We start from the raw sequence: 18,106 nt of genomic DNA on the forward strand, positions 1-18,106 counted from the left end.
TATTCCATACCTCCGGAGCGCCCATCTTCAACAGCAGTTTGTTTGATCTGCCTGATTCCTGTAACTTTATTGGGGTATCCTTTAAAACATACACCTGCATAGCATGGAACAGCCCCTGTTATTTTTTTCCACCGGGTACTTTATGTATATAGGCCGCGCTATAGACACTGTTGTTCACGAGCATCATGCCTTACAGATAGCCATCAGCTTTGAGGATACCATAGAGATCATCTCACCGGGTTCAATACTGAAACATAAGGCCGTTATCATCGGCTCTGATGAACCACATGAATGCAGAACACAAAACAATACCTTTCTACTGATCAATATTGACCCGGAATGTAAAATAGGCAGGGGACTTAAAAAGGCTTGCCTGGCTGACAAAAAAATAGCCGCATTACCTGTTGCAATGGTGGAAGTATTATTGGAAGAAATAAAACCGCTATTACCGGATCATACTGCTGTTGACCGTATTTTTAATATTACGCTTCAATTCCTCCGGGAACTTTCACATACAGAAGGAAATGAAGAAATGGATGATCGCATCACCAGGGTACTGGAGGTGCTTAAACAGCCGGGAGAAGTGCCATTAAAGATCAGCCATTTATCAGCTATCGTCTACCTCTCTCCCAGTCGCCTTATCCATTTATTTACAACACAGGTAGGTATTCCCATCCGGAAATATATCCTATGGGTCAGGATTTTAACCGCAGTGCAGTATATCATTAACGCCAGGGATATCACAGATGCAGCCCTCGAAGCAGGTTTCTCCGATGCTCCGCATTTCAACCGGACCTTTAAAAGAATGTTCGGGTTGGCCCCTTCCTTCTTATTGAAGAATAGCCAAATCATTCAAGCCTATGTAAAGTAACAGCGGGATCTTTGCATAAAGTAAATCCAAACTTTATGTACGCAATTAACCACGCCGCAACTGCTTTGTTGTTGAGAAAGAAAGAATCCAAACTGCCATTGTTTCCGCTGTTGGTCTCCGTGCAATTAGTGGAAATATTATGGGTGCTTTTCAACTACCTGGGATGGGAACATTTTTCCATTTCCGGCGGCCACGTTCATCTCGACTACCTGCCTTATTCACATTCCATTTTTTCAGGAGTGTTAGCAGCCGTGCTTTCATTTTGTGTGATTAACTGGGGCTATCACAATAGAAAGCTCGCCGTTGCTTTCGCTATCGGCGTTGTATCGCATGTTCTCATTGACCTGGTCTTCCATGAAAAGGATATCCGGTTGTCGCCTTTCTCTGCTACACCGGTTTTGGGATTTGGCATTATCGACTACCCGATATTGAATTTCATCATTGAATTTGCTTACGGCATATTTTGCTGGTGGTATTTTAAAGGAAGCAAGGCTTTACTCTGGGTTATCATTGTGTTCAACGTAATTGATCTGCCGATCATGTTGGCACATGGTGATTCGCTGACTCCTTTCATGCATTATCCATTTCTGTTACCATCGGTGATATTATTCCAGATACTGGTTACCTGGTATTTCGTATACCGTTATGCCAACGTAAAAAGTACGCAACCTATACCTGTGAATCAATAAAAGACTACCACGATGAAGTTCATTAACGAAATTTTTATAGCACGTTCTCCGGAGATTGTTTTTCGCTATGTGAGTGATATCAAAAATATTCCGGTATGGAATTATGCGGTGGTAAAAACCGAAATGATATCAACTGAATTTGTGGGTGCCGGCACTGTTTACAGGCAGCAAAGAAAATTTTTGGGTCGCATCCTTGAGGATACTTTTATCATCAGTTCCTACCAGGTCAATAGCTTATTGACACTGAGAAGCATTGAAGCTGAATATCCTTTTTTAGTCAGTTATTCCTTTAAGCCTTCACGACAAGGAACGATTGTAATCAATGCCTTTGAATTGCATGGGCGATTAGGAGATAGCTTATTGGGGATTTTATTTAAAGGAAGTGTAAAAAGGGCCGTTGGGAAGAACCTGGAGGTGTTAAAAGGACTTATTGAGAAGGGATAGGAATGTTTATGGTGTTGCAGCAATAAAAAGGGATGGAGTAAGCCATCCCTTTTTATTCTTCATTACTTTTATAACTCCTGCAATGCCACTACTTTCTATCTTTATAGCAAGAGGTAATGTACCCATCCATACACCATGCTTAATACAATCAGGTATAAAATATTCACTTGCCATCGTAATATCAGTACCAATGAAACAATAATCCATATCAATGCCATGTAATCCAGTTCGCGGATATGCATACCCTGTGGAAATAATACATCTTTCCCAAGGTAAAGTGCAAGATGCAGGATAACCCCTACTACAGCAGCCGTAATAAAGCTGAGGGTGTTTTCAACCAGGGCATTCCCATGTGTTTTTTCAATAAGCGGGGCGCCGATGAAAATCAGTCCAAAGCAAGGCAGAAAGGTAAACCAGGTAGTAGCTAATAGTCCAATGGTACCCATCCATAGAGAGCCGTTGAAATGATTGTATCCAGCCATAAAGCCTACGTACGACAATACGATGATCAATGGGCCTGGTGTGGTTTCTGCGAGTGCAAATCCATCCATCATCTGTAGTTTGCTCAGCCAGTTTAATTTGGTCACGGTAAACTGTGCCACATAAGGTAGTACCGTATAGGAGCCACCAACGGTCACAAAGGCCGTTTGGGTAAAAAAGAAACTTAGCTGTTTCCAGAAAGTAAAATCAGGTAGCAATAAATAAAATAACAGGAGCGGAAATAGCCAGAGAAAGATACCTGCGGCCAGTATTCGCAGGATTGTTTTTATATTGAACGTACCGCTTTCGGGTGTTGTTTTCTGGTCCAATACATAGTTGCTTTCAGCGATAGCAGGATGCACTTGTTTGGGCGCAGATTGTAAGACCCGTGGCCAGAGGAACCGGCAGCAGGTAGCGAATATAATCACTCCTCCTATGATGGCGAGCAGGGAGATATTGAAGAAGAAGATGCACACGAAAGCGATAGCCGCCAGGAAATAATGCAAAGGGCTATGCAATGCTTTTCCTGCTATTTTAAACATCGCTACTATGATGAGCGCAATAACGGCAGGCTTTAGTCCCGCAAACAGTGCGGTTACCCACGGGATATTGCCAAACAGTACATAAGTAATGCTCAGTCCCAGCAGAATAAACATGGAGGGCAGCACAAACAATATTCCTGCTGCGAGTCCTCCCCGCTTTCCATGTAACAGCCAGCCGATATAGATGGCGAGTTGTTGCGCTTCCGGTCCTGGTAGTAACATGCAATGATTGAGGGCGTGCAAAAATTTGGTGTTACTGATCCATTGTTTTTTGTCTACGAGGTAGTCGTGCATAATGGCGATATGTCCTGCTGTGCCGCCGAAGCTGATCCAACCTAATTTAAACCAGAATTTTAAAGCTGTTTTAAAGTCCGGATGTGTAGTGGTAGTTCCTTCCATAATCCATATAATGTCTGCTCCGTTGCTTTGCAGCCATAGCATTGCCGGACTGATTATGCTGGATAATCAATCATCATAGCTATGCAAAGCGGGAGGAAAATGTGTGGCGATAAAAGCCGGTGAATATTTCTTCAGACGCAGCAACCGGTTGCCTGAATACCAATGTTGCTGATAGTGTAAAGATAGTTTGAAAATGCTGTCTATGCAAGGTTTTTGATGCCTTTTTTAAGTTTAAATAAGGCGGATTTAGCCAGGGAAAATGACCTTCCTGATCGTCGGGTTGTAAGGGTGTTTTTAGGTGGAAAAACGGGCTGTATTTTGGATTTTGTGGAAGACTTTTCCCTGGATATTTATTTAAATAGGAATCAGCTATCTTGTTATCGCTCTGAAAGTGTTGATGGACGTGTGTCTGCTACCTTTTAAGGACATTTTAAGCTGCTCTTAACCGTGATTATGTGCCGCTGGCAGGAAAATTGGTTAATCCTTCTTACAAAACACTAAACACACATGAAAAAGTTAATTACTGCAATTGCTATCATGCTGGCGGTATCTCCGGCTTTCGCACAAACCGCAAAAACTGCTACTCCACAACAAGCGCCTGCTGCGAGGCAAGCTCCTGCTACTCCCAAAGCATTGCCTGCTCCTGAAAAGCGCGCGATCGCTTACACAGATGAGCTCAAAACAAAGCTTCACCTCACCGATGATCAGTACCAGAAAGTGTTAGCAGTAAATACAGAGTGCATTAAACGTAAAGATGCCCTGAAAGCCAGCGGACAGAAAGGAGGACCTGGTGCTAAGGAAATTTCCGCTTACCGCAAGCAGCAGTATCAGACTATTCTTACACCGGATCAGCTGACCCAGTTGAAAGCGATGAACGCACAGAACAATTCTAAAAAGAGCGCAGAATAAGGATATTCACCCTGAAGTTGGAGAGGGAGCAGTGGACTGCTCCCTTTTTTGTGTATTTATTATAGCTGTAAACTCCTTATCATGGCCTGTTTTCGCGTGTTGTTACATTTTTATGAAAAAAAATTTGTTTTTATGTGAAACAATTCCCTACATTTGCACTCCGCAATTGAAGCAAGGCACACCACAAGGGTTGCCGATAAAGCTGAAAAAGTGGATTTAAGAAGGGATTTCGGGGCGTAGCGTAGCCCGGTATCGCGCCTGCTTTGGGAGCAGGAGGTCGCAGGTTCGAATCCTGCCGCCCCGACTTAAAGGAAGAAGCCTACTCAGAGATGAGTAGGCTTCTTTGTTTTATGCCACTCTAATATCGTGTACCTCTATAGGCAATAAGGTCGAAGATTGTAGTCCTGTTGCTGCTGGCACTCCAGAAATTGGTAATCTCAGCAATTGAACACAAACCAACAGAGATGATTTCTAAGTTTCTGATCATCCAGCACAAGATCGCGAATATTATCCGGTAGTTGATTACGCTGCCATTGACATTCTTTTTTGCCCAGATCGTCTTTCTCTTTTTCTGAAACAGATTCCTTAACTGCTTTAATTGCATAAGCGGCTGCTCCAAGTTCATGGGCTGCTACGTGCGCTGTCACGGCCGCTTGTCCTGCCGCATAAGCCGCATTTCTGGCTGCGCCTTTTATATCTCGTGCAGCGGCCATGGCATGGCCACCTGCCGCACGGCACTGCATCATTTTAACTTCGCCACGCACCCATGCCCTAATCTGCTCGATTGCCAAACGTGGACGAGGGTCGGATGGTTGCACTGCTTCAAAAAAATGCAGTACGTGCTCTGCGCAATCCGCCGCCCATAGGGCAAGTAAATGATGATTTGAATCCGTTAAAGTGCCACCTCGTCTTATGGTTATAAATCTTGGGTCTCTATCTTTGGGTAAGATCATCGTTTTTCAATTGTGATTGAAAAGCAAATTTAGCTAATTGCATCCTCTTCCATCTAAGGCGCACAGAATAATTAGTGCAAAAGATTTCATTTATAGCAGGGTGTCTTCAGAGCGGAGGCGCCCTTTTTTCGTTATACAGCCGCAATATGCGTTTCATAATTTTGACGGGAGGTAACTGCTATGTTATCTTAGTATTAGCCCTGGCGTTGCAGGATCTATGGTCTATTTGCGATGGGATAGGGACCATCCGTAAAACGCTCTGCATGATATCCTTTTGAGCCGGTTAATTGTGCAAGCGGGCTGGATAAACTTTCTCCTGCGTTTAAACGAGCTACTATATAATTGAAATCATATGTTGGCTCCCACCCCAGCTCTTTCCTCGCTTTTTCATTTACATATACCCGATCAATGCTTTGGTGCATCTTCCATCCACGATGGCTATACACTGTTGCATAAGCCGGCACGGTGCGCAGTACTACTTCCGGTGCATTGTGGCGCAGGTCATGCAGATCTTCGGGACGGAAAGGCGTAGTAGCGCTGATGATATAAACGCCCCATCCGATGGAGGAAGCCTTTTCTGCCGCCAGCAAATGTGCATTTACTGCGTCTTCCAGCTCTACCCTGCGAAACAGAAACTCATTGGCCTTCAGGTTCTCGTCCTGAAAGGTTTCACGCATATGTTTGTCATCGTCTTTTTCAGGAAAGAAACGGGAAGTACGAAGTACAATGCACGGCAGGCCATGATTTCTGTAGAAGAGCTGGCAAAGATCTTCCGCTGCTTTTTTGGTTACCCCGTAAATATTCTTGGGCTGTGGCTGCACTTCCTCCGTAATCCAGGCTGCAGGTGCTCCTGCCGGCGGTACTAATGCATCGCCAAAAACACTGGTCGTGCTGGTGAAAACAAAACGCTGCACACCGGCAGCCACTGCTTCCTGTAAGAGGTTAAGCGTGCCGGTAATATTGGTATCTACGAATTGCTGCATAGTATGCGTGGCCACATGGGGCTTATGCAGCGTTGCTGCATGTAAGACATTGGTTACTCCTTTCATACAATCTCTGACAAAGGAGCGGTCCGTTATGGAGCCTACATTCGTTGTAAATGCAGAAGATTGTATATCTAACCCGATCACGTCAATAGAACGTTGCCTTAATGTTCGTACCAGGGCTTCTCCAAGATGCCCGGCGCTGCCAGTTACCAAAACTTTCATGTGCGCTATTTTTATTGCAATTCCACAAAGTTTGGAAAAAAAACTGCTTGTGGCGGGACAATTGTCCCACCCCGTATTTCCAGAGAATATAGAAACCGGGTCCTGTAGTCAGGTTCCTGCTTAATATGTTTTGTTTAGCGCGCTATTGCCGTCGATTAACGCCGGAATCTCCGATTGGGATCAAATCACAATGTGGTGTAATGATATCACCCGCTGGGGTAAGCAGCAAGGACTTTGATTCGAATCCTGTAACCTAGTCAGGTTATTCACTTGATTTCCGGGAATGCCAGTTGGCTTGTACATTCTTGTATTGATCTGGTAATAGCCTAACCGCATCTTCAATATTTCTATATGCTCCATCCTGAATAGTTTCCCAGTTTTTATTGCAGCTAAAACGATAGATCTTTTTTGAATTTTCGTATTGGCAAATTGCTAGTCCATGTATTTCCTGGTTTTCCGATTCTTCTTCATTACTCACAATTCCAAAAGGCTGCAATTCAGACCAGGCCCATTTTATAACTTTTGCACCATCGATATATACCGGAGGTTCCATAATTAGTATTTGTTATGAAGATATGAATAAAACCAGCCTTAAAAGACTTCGAATCATGCTGGCATAACCAGCCTTTTTGCTCCTAGGATGTTTATTTGGAATAATTGGAAAAAATACTAACTTCAGTTTATATACCTCAAAATAGCTGTCATGTCATACCTCAATAATCATTTCATTCTTCACTTTCAAAATTAATACTCTATGGAACCTCAAGTAGCATCAGCAGCAATTTCCTATTCTGAAGCCACTACTATAGGCGGATTTGTTGCCATAGCGGCTGGTCTTAACAAAAAAGGGAAAAAGAAAGATTTTAATCCTTCCCTGCAGGATTACCAGGATATAGTTTCTGATCCTGACTATAAATTATTGTTAGATCCTGATTTTCTTGATAAATACACGGTAAAGTACAATATACAGGTGCCGGAGAATGACAATGGTTCTGATGTTTGGTCCTATTTTGGTTTTATAGCATCTCATAACACGTCTGGTGATTATGTGATTGCCATTCGAGGTACGCAAAACGGCTTTGAAGCCTCAAGAGACGATGATTTTTTTCCAGTTCCATTCCATGAGTATAATAACCAGGGATTAGTACCGCAGGGCTTTCGTATTATTTTTGAAACAGCCCAGGTTATATCTTTACCTGGAGCGGCAAACCCTAAAAAAGTTATGTTAAATAAATTTGCGGCCGATCTTGTAAAAAATCTAAACCTAACGGGTAAACAACGGATAACGGTAACAGGCCATAGCCTGGGAGCTGCAGTGGCTACCTATTTTGCTGCTGTTGCTACACTCAGCCTGAAAAAAGCATTGAATCTTTGTCTTTATACTTTTGCATCGCCAAAGGCAGGGGACAAGAAATTTGTATCTCTGCTGAACGATAGCCTCGCTGAAAGCATCCGTATTTATAATGCAGAAGATAAGGTTCCTAATCTTCCGGTGTGGAACGGACCTCAAAACGATAGTTATGTACATGTTACTGGTGGTATCGGGATTGATTCAACAAAGGATCCAAATGTAAACCATGAAGATACTACTAAAGAAGGGCTGGGATGTGCACACCAGCTTCCTGTTTATATGTACCTGCTGGCGAAAATTGGTGGCGATAATAATCCTGGCATCATTAGCGCAGGAAATGACAGAAGATGTAGAGCTTTAATTAAATAAAAGAAGCCCGGTGGCTAAACTTAGCCACTGGGCTTCTTTGTAAATAACTTTCCTTCTTGATGACCAAAATATCAAACGGCATTGAATTAAGTTTACCCTTTGGCAATCTCTCCTAATCATCTTGCTGCAGTGGCAACCTTTTGGCTACTTACAGGAATACTTTATGTTTGCTCAACCTGCTTCTTTTATAGCGATTTGTATACAGAAAGACCTTCAGAAGGGGCAGATCCCCCATCAGCAGCCTATTTGTCCGGGCAAAAAGGCTAAAATCATTTAACATTTTGTTGCGCAATATGCCGAAAAGCCCGAAGATATTGCATCTGTGGGCTTTTTTATTCACGACTCAGCCCGGAATCTACAGTTGGAAAGGGTGTATTATGGCCTTAAATTGAGTAAAAGCATTTTTTTTAAATATTTCTGAATACATTTACTCCCAATCAATAAAAGCACAGAAATCACTATATTATAACTTTTTGACAAAAAAATGCCCATAATGGACACAATCGACAATCGACAACTGTTAGTAATTAATTCTTTCGAGGAATACAGTATGCACCTTGGAAAAGAATTAGGTGTTTCTAATTGGCATAAAATAGACCAGGAACAGATTAATAAGTTTGCAGACGCAACACTGGATCACCAATGGATTCATACGGATGAGGAAAAAGCAAAACGGGAAGGTCCATTTGGCGGTACCATCGCTCACGGCTACTTAACATTAGCATTAATCCCCTATCTATGGAAACAGATTGTAGATGTACGCAATATTAAAATGGAAATAAACTATGGTATAGAGAGTTTTAAATTTGGCCAGCCGGTTTTGGTAGACAGTGAAGTGCAGCTGAAGGCTAAACTCAATACGATAACTAATTTAAGAGGAGTCACCAAAGTTATTATCGAAGCCACATTGATGATTAAAGATCAGCCGAAGCCTGCTTACACTGGTAGTGTTGTATTCTTGTATCATTTTGTGTAATGTAAGCCCCGGGAATTTCTATTAAAGCTATTAGCAACAGGTTGGAAGTTCATCCGGTTGTTTCGACTTAATAAAAGAAGCCTGCTCATCACTGAGCGGGCTTCTTATTTTGAAGACTTTTGCGCAGAATAACATCGTGTACCACATATTTAAGGCATGCCACGCCATCTCCATTCATTGACCACCGATTGCGCGATTCCCCCTGTAATCTGTCTCATTTAGCCCTTGCCAGGTAGAATTTATTAGTTCATTTTTGTAACACTGCTCTTCTGAGGCCTGTCATGGAGGCCGGCAGTGCAATGTTAAAGTCAACAAATCATGAAATTGCTTCTTACTTCAGCCGGTATCAGCAACACCCTCATTCGCAACGCGCTGGTTGACCTCATGGGCAAACCGGTTGCCGAGGCAAGTGCTCTTTTCATACCTACCGCTATATACGCCCTGCCCGGAGGGGCGAACATAGCACGAAGAGTGATCAATGGATCATTAGGTGATCCCTTCTGCGAATTGGGTTGGAAGTCGTTAGGAATATTGGAGCTGACTGCATTGCTTAGTATCAGGCAGGAGCTTTGGGTTCCTGCGCTTCAGGAAACCGACGCTTTGTTGGTCGGAGGTGGAGATTGCCAGTATTTGACGTACTGGATGCAACAGTCCGGGCTAGCGGAGCTCTTGCCTTCACTGCTGCAAAAGACGGTCTACGTAGGCTTGAGCGCAGGAAGTATGGTAATGACCCGCTTTGGAACGACCTACAACAGCCACACGCTGCCAGCCGAAAGTGATAAATCATTGGGGCTGCTTGATTTTGCATTGCATCCACATTTGGACAACGAGTGGTTTCCTGAGAATTCTCTGGCTAACCTGGAAAAGCTGGCCGCCACAATACCCGTACCCTCCTATTTAATTGACGATCACACCGCCATTAAAGTAATCGATGATACCGTCGAAGTTATCTCCGAAGGACATTGGAAGTTGTTTATTCCCTGATAATATTTAGCAAAATCAACTATGATCCCGGCTATACGCTTTCACCCCTGGGGATAGCACTGCTGCGTAAATGGCAGCTATTTATCTAACCATTGTTTAAACAAGGGAACCTTCTCTTTACTTACCAGCACTTCTCTGTCGGGATCCCGCTTCAGGGTAATTTTCAGCTTGCCGTTGAAATAATGTTGAATGTTATCGATGCTGCTGATATTAATGATATGCTGGCGGTTAGCGCGGAAAAATTGCGAAGGATCCAGTTGTTCTTCCAGTTCGTCCATTGTGTGCGTGAGGGCAACCTGTGTTTTATCTTTCAGGGCAAGATGGGTAACGTTGAAGGCATAAAAGATATAATCCACATCCGCCACCAGTACAGTTTTGTAGCCGTCGCGGAAGGGCAGCATAAACCGGCTGCGGTAAGTCACTTCTTTTTGTTTGAAAAACTCCAGCAGTTGTTGCACCATTACAGTAGGCTCCGTGGTGGCGGGCTGTTGGTGTATACGTTCCAATGCCTGTTGCAGATCGTCTTTTTCGATGGGTTTGAGGAGGTAGTCGACACTGTTTACTTTAAAGGCACGGATGGCGTATTCATCGTAGGCGGTAGTAAAAATAACAGGGCAGGTAAGCGTTACCTGTGGAAAAATATCAAACGATAATCCATCGGCCAGGCGGATATCCATCAGGGCCACATCCGGGTGTGGATGCTGTTTGAACCAGGCTACACTGGCAGATACGGTATCCAGCACTGCATCTATAGTGATGTCTGGCGCAATGTCCAGCAGGATGTTTTTTAAACGGGTCGCATTTGGTTTTTCATCTTCAATAATCACAACACGCATGACAGTTAGTTTTAAAAATCAAGTAAAGGCAGTATCACCATAAATTGCCCATGTTCTTCTTTGATGGCGGTGGACTGATCTGATAACAACCGATACCGGTTCCGGATATTTTCCAGTCCCAGTTTGGTAGAGGGAATATTGGTTGGGATGAGCTGTATATTGTTGCTGACAACAAGCTGGTTGCTGTCATCCAGGTAAATGTGTATATGCAGTGGCTGTGCCGTTGATGCTACATTGTGCTTGATGGCATTTTCAATGAGCAACTGCAGCGTAATAGGTGGAATGCCTTTCGACTGGCTGGATTCCGGAATAGTGATTTGTATGTCTACATTGTCGCCATGGCGAATTTTAATCAGGTACGTGAACGCCTGTATGAATTTCAGTTCCTCCCGCAGGGTAATGATATCGTTGTGCAAATTAATAATCATATACCGGTATACCCTGGAAAGATTTTCGAGGAAAGCCAGCGCAGTGCTTTTGTCCTCTTCGATCAGGGCAGAAAGTGTGCTGAAGTTATTGAACATGAAATGTGGATCCAGCTGTAATTTCAGCGATTGTAGCTCTGCCTGCATAGCAATTTGTTTCAGCTCTGCTGCTTTGAGTTTCAGGGCGGCAGCTTCCAGCATAGCTGTTTTCCAGCGTTGCAGCAGGTAATTACCTGTTTGCACAGCGCTGAGCAGAATAGACATCATCACACATACAAACACTACCTGCCATTCGTCCAGCTTTTCAGGGCCATTGTCTTTTGGCTCCGGTGGAGGACCAAAAATAAAATTGAGTACGATGGTGAGGATGGTCAGCAGCAGGAATACAGAAATGATCTGGCAAAACAGTTGTGCAATGAACCGCTTTAGGGGCCATCGTTCCCAGGGAATCCGCTTGTCCATCAAGCGGGCAGACAGCAGGCTGATTTCTGTTACCAGCCCGCAGAAAATCATGAGTATCAGCCATTCCGTGAGCAGGTCGTCCCAGCTCCTGGTAGGCAGTAACGTCCAATATTTACTGAAGGGGTTTACCAGGTAAGACAACAGGTAATACAGGAGAAATATCACAGGAATGATCAGTATCCTGTAATACCTGTTGAATAGCCTGTTTTGTTTTTGTTGATATTGATTCATGCTGCGTAATTAACCACGCTTAAATATAGATAATTCGGTGGTACTTCCTACTGCCAGCCTCCTCCCAGTGAGCGGTAGAGATCTACGGCGGCACTCAGCTGATCCCGTTGCAGGGTGGCCAGATCCAGTTCACTTTGCAGCACATTGCTTTGTGCATTGAGTACTTCCAGGTAGGTGGCCATACCACTTTGAAACAGCAGGCCGGCATGTTGGGTGGCGCTTTGCAACTGTTCCACCCTTACCTGTGTGATGGCATGCTGCGCTTGCAGCTTGTCTAACCGGACCAACGCATCAGATACTTCCCCAACAGCCGTGAGTACAGATTGTTTAAATTCAATGACTGACTTTTCTTCTTCCAGTTTCGCTATTTCCCAGTCTGTTTTTAACTTTTTCCGTTGGAAGATGGGTTGGGTAATACTGCCGCCTACTGTTTCAAAAAGGCTGCCTGGTATATTAAACCAATTACTGGCTTTAAAGGAGTTGACACCTGCGCTGGCGGTAATATTCAGCGCGGGATACATATTGGCCCGGGCTATACCGGTGCGGGCATTGGCAGCTTTTGCGGCCAGTTCAGCGGCATGCACATCCGGCCGTTGCGTAAGCAGGGCCGCCGGTACACCCGCTGATAGCGGGAGGTTGAAACGAATGGATTCCAGGCGGCTCTGGCGGATGATGGCGCCCGGCAATGCGCCGGTGAGCAGTTGCAGCGCATTTTCCTGCAAGGTAATTTCCTGTGCTATTTTGGGAATCAGTGCTGCGGCTACCTGGCGTTGGGCCTGCGTTTGCTCAATAGCCAACGTAGTAATCTGCCCGGAAGTAAACTGTAGCTGCATGATCTGCAATGTGCTGTCTGTCAGCGCCAGGTTTTTAGCGGCAATTTCCTGTTGGGTATCCAGCATTAGCAGGTTGTAATATCCCTGTGCCACCTCGCTCACAATTTTCGTTTGCACGGCTTTGGATGCTTCGGCGCTTTGCAGGTAAGTAGCCAGGGCGGCTTCTTTCAGCCGGTTGATTTTTCCCCAGGCAATTACCTCCCAGCTTAATCCCAGGTTGGCGTTATAGTCGTCCATATATTTGGTCCCCATGAACTGTTCGGATAAAGAGCCATTCAGGCTGTTTTTAGATGGCCAGTTGCGATTTGCCTGCACCTGCAGGTTAAGATCAGGCAAGGCGCCTAAACGGGCTGTTTTGACCGTTTGCGCAGCAATGGCTACATTCCGGATGGCGACCTGTATATCAAAGTTTTTGATCAGGGCACTGTCGATCAGCGTTTGTAATACCGGATCCGTGAAAAATGTTTTTGCGGGAAGCAACCCGATGTTGTTGCTATCCGCCGGCAACACAGCGCTGCGATATTGAACAGGCAGCGCAGTGTCGGGTCTGCTGAAATCTTTACCCACGCGGCAGGCCATCATCATACTGCTCAATCCTGTTATCAGCAGTAAAGGCATGATATATTTATTCATTTTTTTGTTTTGGAAGATGATGATTAAACGGTGGTAGCAACCATCGTCGGTTCTGGTATCGTGGTGATTTTTTTGCTGCTGACTTTCTCCTGTAAAAACTGGAATACCACGAACAGCACCGGGATGATAAACACACCGAGGATGACACCGGACAACATACCGCCAGCGGTGCCAATACTGATAGAGTGGTTACCTAATGCAGACGGGCCTTTCACTACCATCAGCGGTATCAGCCCGGCCACAAAAGCCAGCGATGTCATGATGATAGGCCGCAACCTCAGCTTGGCTGCTTCCAGTGCTGCTGCCAACAGGGTTTTTCCTGCACGGCGCCGTTGTACTGCAAACTCCACAATGAGGATGGCATTTTTAGCCAACAGGCCTATCAGCATCACCAGTCCTACCTGTACATAAATATTGTTGTCGATACCCGCCAGTGAAATGGCCACAAAAACACCGAGTATACCCGTAGGAATAGAGAACAATACCGCCAGTGGCAGCAAATAACTTTCGTATTGTGCCGCCAGCAGGAAGTACACGAAAATGATGGCCAGTGCAAAAATCATGATCATCTGGTTGCCGGCAGTGGTTTCTTCTTTGCTCAACCCCGTCCACTCATAACTATAGCCTGCGGGAAGTTTGGTGGCGGCCAGTTTTTCCACCGCCTTGATGGCCTCACCGGTACTGTATCCGGGTTTCGGCATTGCATTAATGGCAATGGAATTAAAAAGATTATAACGGTTCATCATCTCCGGTCCATACACTTTTTTTAGCGTAATGATACTGTTGACGGGCACCATCTCCCCCTGATCATTTTTAACAAAAATTCCTTCCAGGCTGCCGGCATTGTTACGCGATTCAGGAGTGCCCTGCACCATTACCCGGTAATATTTACCGAAGCGGTTAAAATCATTCGCCTGGTTGCTGCCATAGTACGTTTGTACAGTCATCATCAGGTCGCTCACACTCACGCCCAGTTGTTTTGCTTTCACCGCATCTACCATGATTTCGTATTGTGGAAAGTCGGCTTTGAACATGGTAAAGGCTGCGCCTATCTCTTTTGCCTGCATCATTTCACCAATAAAGCGATTGGTGACTTCACTGAACTTTTCGACAGATCCGCCGGTACGGTCCTGCAACACCATTTCCAGTCCGTTGAAAGTACCAAACCCAGGTACAGTAGGGAACGTAAATACGCTGAAGGTGCCTTCTTTTAGTGTGCTCAGCTCCGTATTTAACAGGCCCACAACATCATCGATCTGTTGTACTTCGCCGCGTTCTTTAATCGGTTTCAGTTTCACAAACCCCATGGCATACGCGGGACTGGCGCCATTGCTCAGGATATTATAACCGGAGATACTGGTTTCAGATTCCACCATTGGCAGCTTTTTAAGGATGCTGTCTGCCTGATGTAGCACTTTTGTCGTACGATCCAATCCTGCTCCCGGAGGCAGTGATAAAGAGTAAGCCACGAAGCTGCCGTCTTCATTGGGGATAAAGCCTTTCGGTGTAGTGAGCATCAGCCACCCGGTGGCCAGTGTTACCAATAATAAACCGCCGAGACTCACCCATTTATGGGCAACCAGCCATTTTACACCACGGGTGTATTTGTTGGTCATTGCCTGGAAGCTGGTGTTGAATGCCGTGAAAAATCTGCGGGAGAATCCTTGTGGACCGTGGCTGGCGCCATCTTCCCCGGCATGTGTATTTTTTAAAAATAAAGCACATAACGCAGGACTCAGTGTTAGTGCATTTAATGCCGAGATGAGGATGGCAATAGCCAGCGTAAAAGCAAACTGCCGGTAGAATACGCCGGTAGGGCCTTCCATGAATCCTACCGGAAGGAATACTGCTGCCATCACCAATGTAATGGATAAGATAGCGCCGGTAATTTCACTCATCGCCGACATAGTGGCGGTCCTGGCAGGTAGGTGAGTCCGTTCCATTTTACTGTGCACCGCTTCCACTACCACAATGGCATCATCTACCACGATACCAATGGCCAGTACCAGGGCAAATAACGTGAGCATGTTGATAGAAAAGCCCATCATCTGCAAAAAGAAGAAGGTACCTACCAATGACACGGGAACGGCTATAGCAGGAATAAGTGTAGATCTGAAGTCCTGCAGGAACAGGAATACGATCACAAATACCAGTATGAACGCTTCTATCAGCGTGGACTTTACCTGTGCAATAGACACGTCCAGTTGCTCTTTGGTGCTCATGGTCACCTGGTATTTGATGCCTTTGGGAAATGTTTTGGCGGCATTATCCATTACCTGCCGGATGCTGGTTTGTATTTGGTTGGCATTGGAGCCATTGGTCTGGAAGATAGCCATGGTAACGGCATCTTTGCCATTTACCTTGTTGTCGGTGGTATAGTTGGCAGATCCCAGCTCAATGCGGGCAAGGTCTTTCAGGTATAACACCGAACCATCTGCAGCCGCGCGGATCACGATTTTTTCAAACTGTTCGGGCTTGTTAAATTTACCCTGATAGTTGATCACATACGAAAGTGGTTCATTGGTGCCTTCGCCAAATCTACCCGGGGCTGCTTCGAGGCTCTGGTCGCGGATGGCGTTCATGACTTCTGTTGGTGTAACGTTGTAGGCCGACAGTTGTTCCGGCTTCAGCCAGATACGCATCGCATAATCTTTGGCGCCGAAGATCTGAGCCTGTCCTACGCCGGGGATACGTTTAATTTCCGGGATGACATTGATCTTGGCGAAATTTTGCAGGAACGCTTCATCATATTTTTCTTTATCCTCGCTAAAGATATCGAGGATCATGATCATGCCACTTTGTTGTTTGGTAGTGGTAACGCCTGCCTGTACTACTTCTGTGGGAAGCTGGCTGGTTACCTGTGCCACGCGGTTTTGCACGTTTACTGCTGCCTGGTCGGGATCGGTGCCCAGCTTAAAGAAAACAGTAACGGAGCCAACGCCATCGTTGCCGGCATTGGATTGAATATAGGTCATGTTTTCCACGCCGTTGATGGCTTCTTCCAGTGGTGTAACAACAGAACGTAATACGGTAGCGGCATTACTACCGGGAAAAGAGGCGGTGACTACCACGCTGGGTGGCGCAATATCAGGGAACTGTGTAATAGGCAGGCGGGAAAGGCCCACCAGTCCCAGTATCACCAGGATAACGGAAATCACCGTAGCCAGTACGGGACGTTGTATGATTTTATTCAGCATAACTCAGTATCATTTTGTGCAGCGGGTCTGCGCACTTACTTTTTGGATGTGGGTTTGATGCCGGCGGGTGTTATTACACTGCCTTCCACGAGGGTTTCTATGCCAGCCGTTATGATTTTATCGCCACGTTTTAATCCTTCTTTTACAATAAACTGATCACCATTGCTGCCAGCCAGTTGTATGATCCGGCGTTTTACAATGTTGCTGTCGCCCAATTCATACACAAATACTTTGTTCTGCATTTCCAGGGTAGCCGCCTGTGGCACCTGTAGTATACCGGTGTACAATTGTTCTATCCTCACTTTACCGGTATTGCCGGAACGGAGTACAGCAGCGGGATTGGGGAAGGTAGCGCGTAAGCTGATGGCGGCGGTTGTTTTATTGAACTGTCCATCTATCATTTCAATGCGACCTTTCTGCTGGAACTCATCTCCATTGGAAAGCAGGAGGGAAACGGGGCGCAGTTGCCGTAGTTGTTGCTGTAAGCTGGTGCCGGAAGCGCCTTTGCTGAAGTTCATGAAATCATTTTCGCTCATGGAGAAGTAGGCGTATACTTCGCTGATATCAGATAAGGTAGTCAGTGGCGTAGCATCTGCTCTGCCCACTAGGTTGCCCACTCTTTTGGGAATGCGGCCAATGTAGCCGCTTACCGGGGCTTTCACTACGGTAAAGTCTATATTGATCCTGGAGGCAGCCACCGCGGCTCTGGCCTGTTCTACATTTGCTTTGGCCGTTTGAAGTGCGGCGTTGGCTGTTTTCAACTGCATTTCGGCCACTACTTTGTTAGCCACAAGCGGTCTTATTTTATCAGCTTCCAGTTCCGCGGCAGTAACTGCCGATTCCATGGCATGCAGGTTAGCAATGTCTTTATTCAGTTGCTCGCGGTAAGGGCGGTCGTTGATCTGGAAAAGCGGTTGGCCGGCTTTTACAAAGCTACCTTCGTCTATAAATATTTTATCGAGATAGCCATCTACCTGTGGCCGTATGTCTACGTTCACTTTTCCTTCCAGCACAGCGGAGTATTGGCTGCTGGTCATGGCGCTGCTGGTATCCAGTGTGATCACTGGCAGCTCCGGTGCAGGCATAGCGCTGTTGGCTGCTTCAGCCCCGGCGTTATTGCCACAGCTATATAGGGCAACTGCCATCAGTAATCCGGGTAAAATAGTATGGTAAGCGGTTTTATATCTCATTGCCATCTGAATTTTTATAACAGAAGGCAAATATCAATACCGGTGCAGGCTGAGTGGGGGATAAAATAAATGAACCGGAGAAAATGGCGGGTGAACCGGAAAAAGGGAGGAGTGAAATATTAAT

At 45.4% G+C, this 18,106-nt stretch carries 16 protein-coding genes and 1 tRNA gene; 8 read left to right on the forward strand and 9 right to left on the reverse strand.

The genetic code is table 11. The features are described 5' to 3' along the window. Window positions 1–103 precede the first annotated feature (103 nt). From J7623_RS12055 to J7623_RS12065, 3 genes are read left to right on the forward strand one after another with little or no spacing between them, the layout of a single operon-like run. Window positions 104–871: a helix-turn-helix domain-containing protein gene (locus J7623_RS12055; RefSeq protein WP_291920540.1), complete on the forward strand. Its 768-nt coding sequence runs from the start codon at window positions 104–106 to the stop codon at window positions 869–871. Between the two features lie 35 nt (window positions 872–906). After that, window positions 907–1,560: a hypothetical protein gene (locus J7623_RS12060; RefSeq protein ID WP_291920541.1), complete on the forward strand. Its 654-nt coding sequence runs from the start codon at window positions 907–909 to the stop codon at window positions 1,558–1,560. A gap of 12 nt (window positions 1,561–1,572) precedes the next feature. Beyond that, entirely contained in the window at window positions 1,573–2,004 is a 432-nt protein-coding gene (locus J7623_RS12065; RefSeq protein WP_291920542.1) for an SRPBCC family protein, read from the forward strand. Window positions 2,005–2,105: 101 nt separating this feature from the next. Here the strand turns inward: J7623_RS12065 and chrA are convergent, their stop codons facing one another. Next, window positions 2,106–3,467, reverse strand: coding sequence for a chromate efflux transporter (gene chrA, locus J7623_RS12070; RefSeq protein ID WP_291920543.1), 1,362 nt, complete (start codon window positions 3,465–3,467; stop codon window positions 2,106–2,108). A 465-nt stretch (window positions 3,468–3,932) separates the two neighbouring features. Between chrA and J7623_RS12075 the strand changes: the two genes are divergently transcribed. After that, window positions 3,933–4,334 (forward strand): hypothetical protein, encoded by a 402-nt coding sequence (locus tag J7623_RS12075; protein WP_291920544.1) that lies wholly within the window; start codon window positions 3,933–3,935, stop codon window positions 4,332–4,334. A 230-nt stretch (window positions 4,335–4,564) separates the two neighbouring features. Continuing rightward, window positions 4,565–4,638 (forward strand) — tRNA-Pro (locus tag J7623_RS12080). A 133-nt stretch (window positions 4,639–4,771) separates the two neighbouring features. Here the strand turns inward: J7623_RS12080 and J7623_RS12085 are convergent. The 3 genes from J7623_RS12085 to J7623_RS12095 form a co-directional block, all read right to left on the reverse strand. Beyond that, window positions 4,772–5,287, reverse strand: coding sequence for a putative immunity protein (locus tag J7623_RS12085; protein WP_291920545.1), 516 nt, complete (start codon window positions 5,285–5,287; stop codon window positions 4,772–4,774). Between the two features lie 215 nt (window positions 5,288–5,502). Beyond that, on the reverse strand, window positions 5,503–6,495 hold the full coding sequence (locus J7623_RS12090) for an NAD(P)-dependent oxidoreductase (RefSeq protein ID WP_291920546.1): 993 nt from the start codon (window positions 6,493–6,495) through the stop codon (window positions 5,503–5,505). 262 nt (window positions 6,496–6,757) lie between these two features. Further along, window positions 6,758–7,048, reverse strand: a complete 291-nt coding sequence (locus J7623_RS12095) for a hypothetical protein (RefSeq protein ID WP_291920547.1) — start codon at window positions 7,046–7,048, stop codon at window positions 6,758–6,760. 201 nt (window positions 7,049–7,249) lie between these two features. On the opposite strand from J7623_RS12095, the gene J7623_RS12100 reads away from it, so the two are divergent. From J7623_RS12100 to J7623_RS12110, 3 genes are all read left to right on the forward strand, one after another. Beyond that, window positions 7,250–8,215 (forward strand): lipase family protein, encoded by a 966-nt coding sequence (locus tag J7623_RS12100; protein ID WP_291920548.1) that lies wholly within the window; start codon window positions 7,250–7,252, stop codon window positions 8,213–8,215. 493 nt (window positions 8,216–8,708) lie between these two features. Continuing rightward, the gene (locus J7623_RS12105; protein WP_291920549.1) at window positions 8,709–9,191 is read left to right on the forward strand and encodes a MaoC family dehydratase; all 483 of its coding nucleotides are present in this window, start codon (window positions 8,709–8,711) and stop codon (window positions 9,189–9,191) included. Window positions 9,192–9,509: 318 nt separating this feature from the next. Beyond that, window positions 9,510–10,175 carry a Type 1 glutamine amidotransferase-like domain-containing protein gene (locus J7623_RS12110; RefSeq protein ID WP_291920550.1) on the forward strand — a complete coding sequence of 222 codons (666 nt, stop codon included), beginning with the start codon at window positions 9,510–9,512 and terminating at the stop codon, window positions 10,173–10,175. Window positions 10,176–10,252: 77 nt separating this feature from the next. Here the strand turns inward: J7623_RS12110 and J7623_RS12115 are convergent, their stop codons facing one another. From J7623_RS12115 to J7623_RS12135, 5 genes are read right to left on the reverse strand one after another with little or no spacing between them, the layout of a single operon-like run. Continuing rightward, window positions 10,253–11,011 (reverse strand): LytTR family DNA-binding domain-containing protein, encoded by a 759-nt coding sequence (locus tag J7623_RS12115; RefSeq protein ID WP_291920551.1) that lies wholly within the window; start codon window positions 11,009–11,011, stop codon window positions 10,253–10,255. Between the two features lie 11 nt (window positions 11,012–11,022). Next, complete coding sequence (locus J7623_RS12120) at window positions 11,023–12,129, reverse strand: histidine kinase (protein WP_291920552.1); 1,107 nt, start codon at window positions 12,127–12,129, stop codon at window positions 11,023–11,025. Between the two features lie 47 nt (window positions 12,130–12,176). Then, complete coding sequence (locus J7623_RS12125; protein ID WP_291920553.1) at window positions 12,177–13,595, reverse strand: efflux transporter outer membrane subunit; 1,419 nt, start codon at window positions 13,593–13,595, stop codon at window positions 12,177–12,179. A gap of 23 nt (window positions 13,596–13,618) precedes the next feature. Next, window positions 13,619–16,792: an efflux RND transporter permease subunit gene (locus J7623_RS12130; protein WP_291920554.1), complete on the reverse strand. Its 3,174-nt coding sequence runs from the start codon at window positions 16,790–16,792 to the stop codon at window positions 13,619–13,621. A 35-nt stretch (window positions 16,793–16,827) separates the two neighbouring features. Then, the gene (locus J7623_RS12135) at window positions 16,828–17,982 is read right to left on the reverse strand and encodes an efflux RND transporter periplasmic adaptor subunit (RefSeq protein WP_291920555.1); all 1,155 of its coding nucleotides are present in this window, start codon (window positions 17,980–17,982) and stop codon (window positions 16,828–16,830) included. Window positions 17,983–18,106: the final 124 nt, after the last annotated feature.

The organism is Chitinophaga sp. (genome assembly GCF_017745275.1).
Lineage (GTDB): Bacteria > Bacteroidota > Bacteroidia > Chitinophagales > Chitinophagaceae > Chitinophaga.

Bases quoted from the DNA above. Each gene is read 5' to 3' on its own strand.
- J7623_RS12105 (WP_291920549.1), top strand. From the start codon at position 8,709: ATGGACACAATCGACAATCGACAACTGTTAGTAATTAATTCTTTCGAG.
- J7623_RS12095 (WP_291920547.1), bottom strand. From the start codon at position 7,048: ATGGAACCTCCGGTATATATCGATGGTGCAAAAGTTATAAAATGGGCC.
- J7623_RS12130 (WP_291920554.1), bottom strand. From the start codon at position 16,792: ATGCTGAATAAAATCATACAACGTCCCGTACTGGCTACGGTGATTTCC.
- J7623_RS12100 (WP_291920548.1), top strand. From the start codon at position 7,250: ATGGAACCTCAAGTAGCATCAGCAGCAATTTCCTATTCTGAAGCCACT.
- J7623_RS12075 (WP_291920544.1), top strand. From the start codon at position 3,933: ATGAAAAAGTTAATTACTGCAATTGCTATCATGCTGGCGGTATCTCCG.
- J7623_RS12065 (WP_291920542.1), top strand. From the start codon at position 1,573: ATGAAGTTCATTAACGAAATTTTTATAGCACGTTCTCCGGAGATTGTT.
- J7623_RS12090 (WP_291920546.1), bottom strand. From the start codon at position 6,495: ATGAAAGTTTTGGTAACTGGCAGCGCCGGGCATCTTGGAGAAGCCCTG.
- chrA (WP_291920543.1), bottom strand. From the start codon at position 3,467: ATGCTATGGCTGCAAAGCAACGGAGCAGACATTATATGGATTATGGAA.
- J7623_RS12110 (WP_291920550.1), top strand. From the start codon at position 9,510: ATGAAATTGCTTCTTACTTCAGCCGGTATCAGCAACACCCTCATTCGC.
- J7623_RS12060 (WP_291920541.1), top strand. From the start codon at position 907: ATGTACGCAATTAACCACGCCGCAACTGCTTTGTTGTTGAGAAAGAAA.
- J7623_RS12085 (WP_291920545.1), bottom strand. From the start codon at position 5,287: ATGATCTTACCCAAAGATAGAGACCCAAGATTTATAACCATAAGACGA.
- J7623_RS12120 (WP_291920552.1), bottom strand. From the start codon at position 12,129: ATGAATCAATATCAACAAAAACAAAACAGGCTATTCAACAGGTATTAC.
- J7623_RS12055 (WP_291920540.1), top strand. From the start codon at position 104: ATGGAACAGCCCCTGTTATTTTTTTCCACCGGGTACTTTATGTATATA.
- J7623_RS12135 (WP_291920555.1), bottom strand. From the start codon at position 17,982: ATGAGATATAAAACCGCTTACCATACTATTTTACCCGGATTACTGATG.
- J7623_RS12125 (WP_291920553.1), bottom strand. From the start codon at position 13,595: ATGAATAAATATATCATGCCTTTACTGCTGATAACAGGATTGAGCAGT.
- J7623_RS12115 (WP_291920551.1), bottom strand. From the start codon at position 11,011: ATGCGTGTTGTGATTATTGAAGATGAAAAACCAAATGCGACCCGTTTA.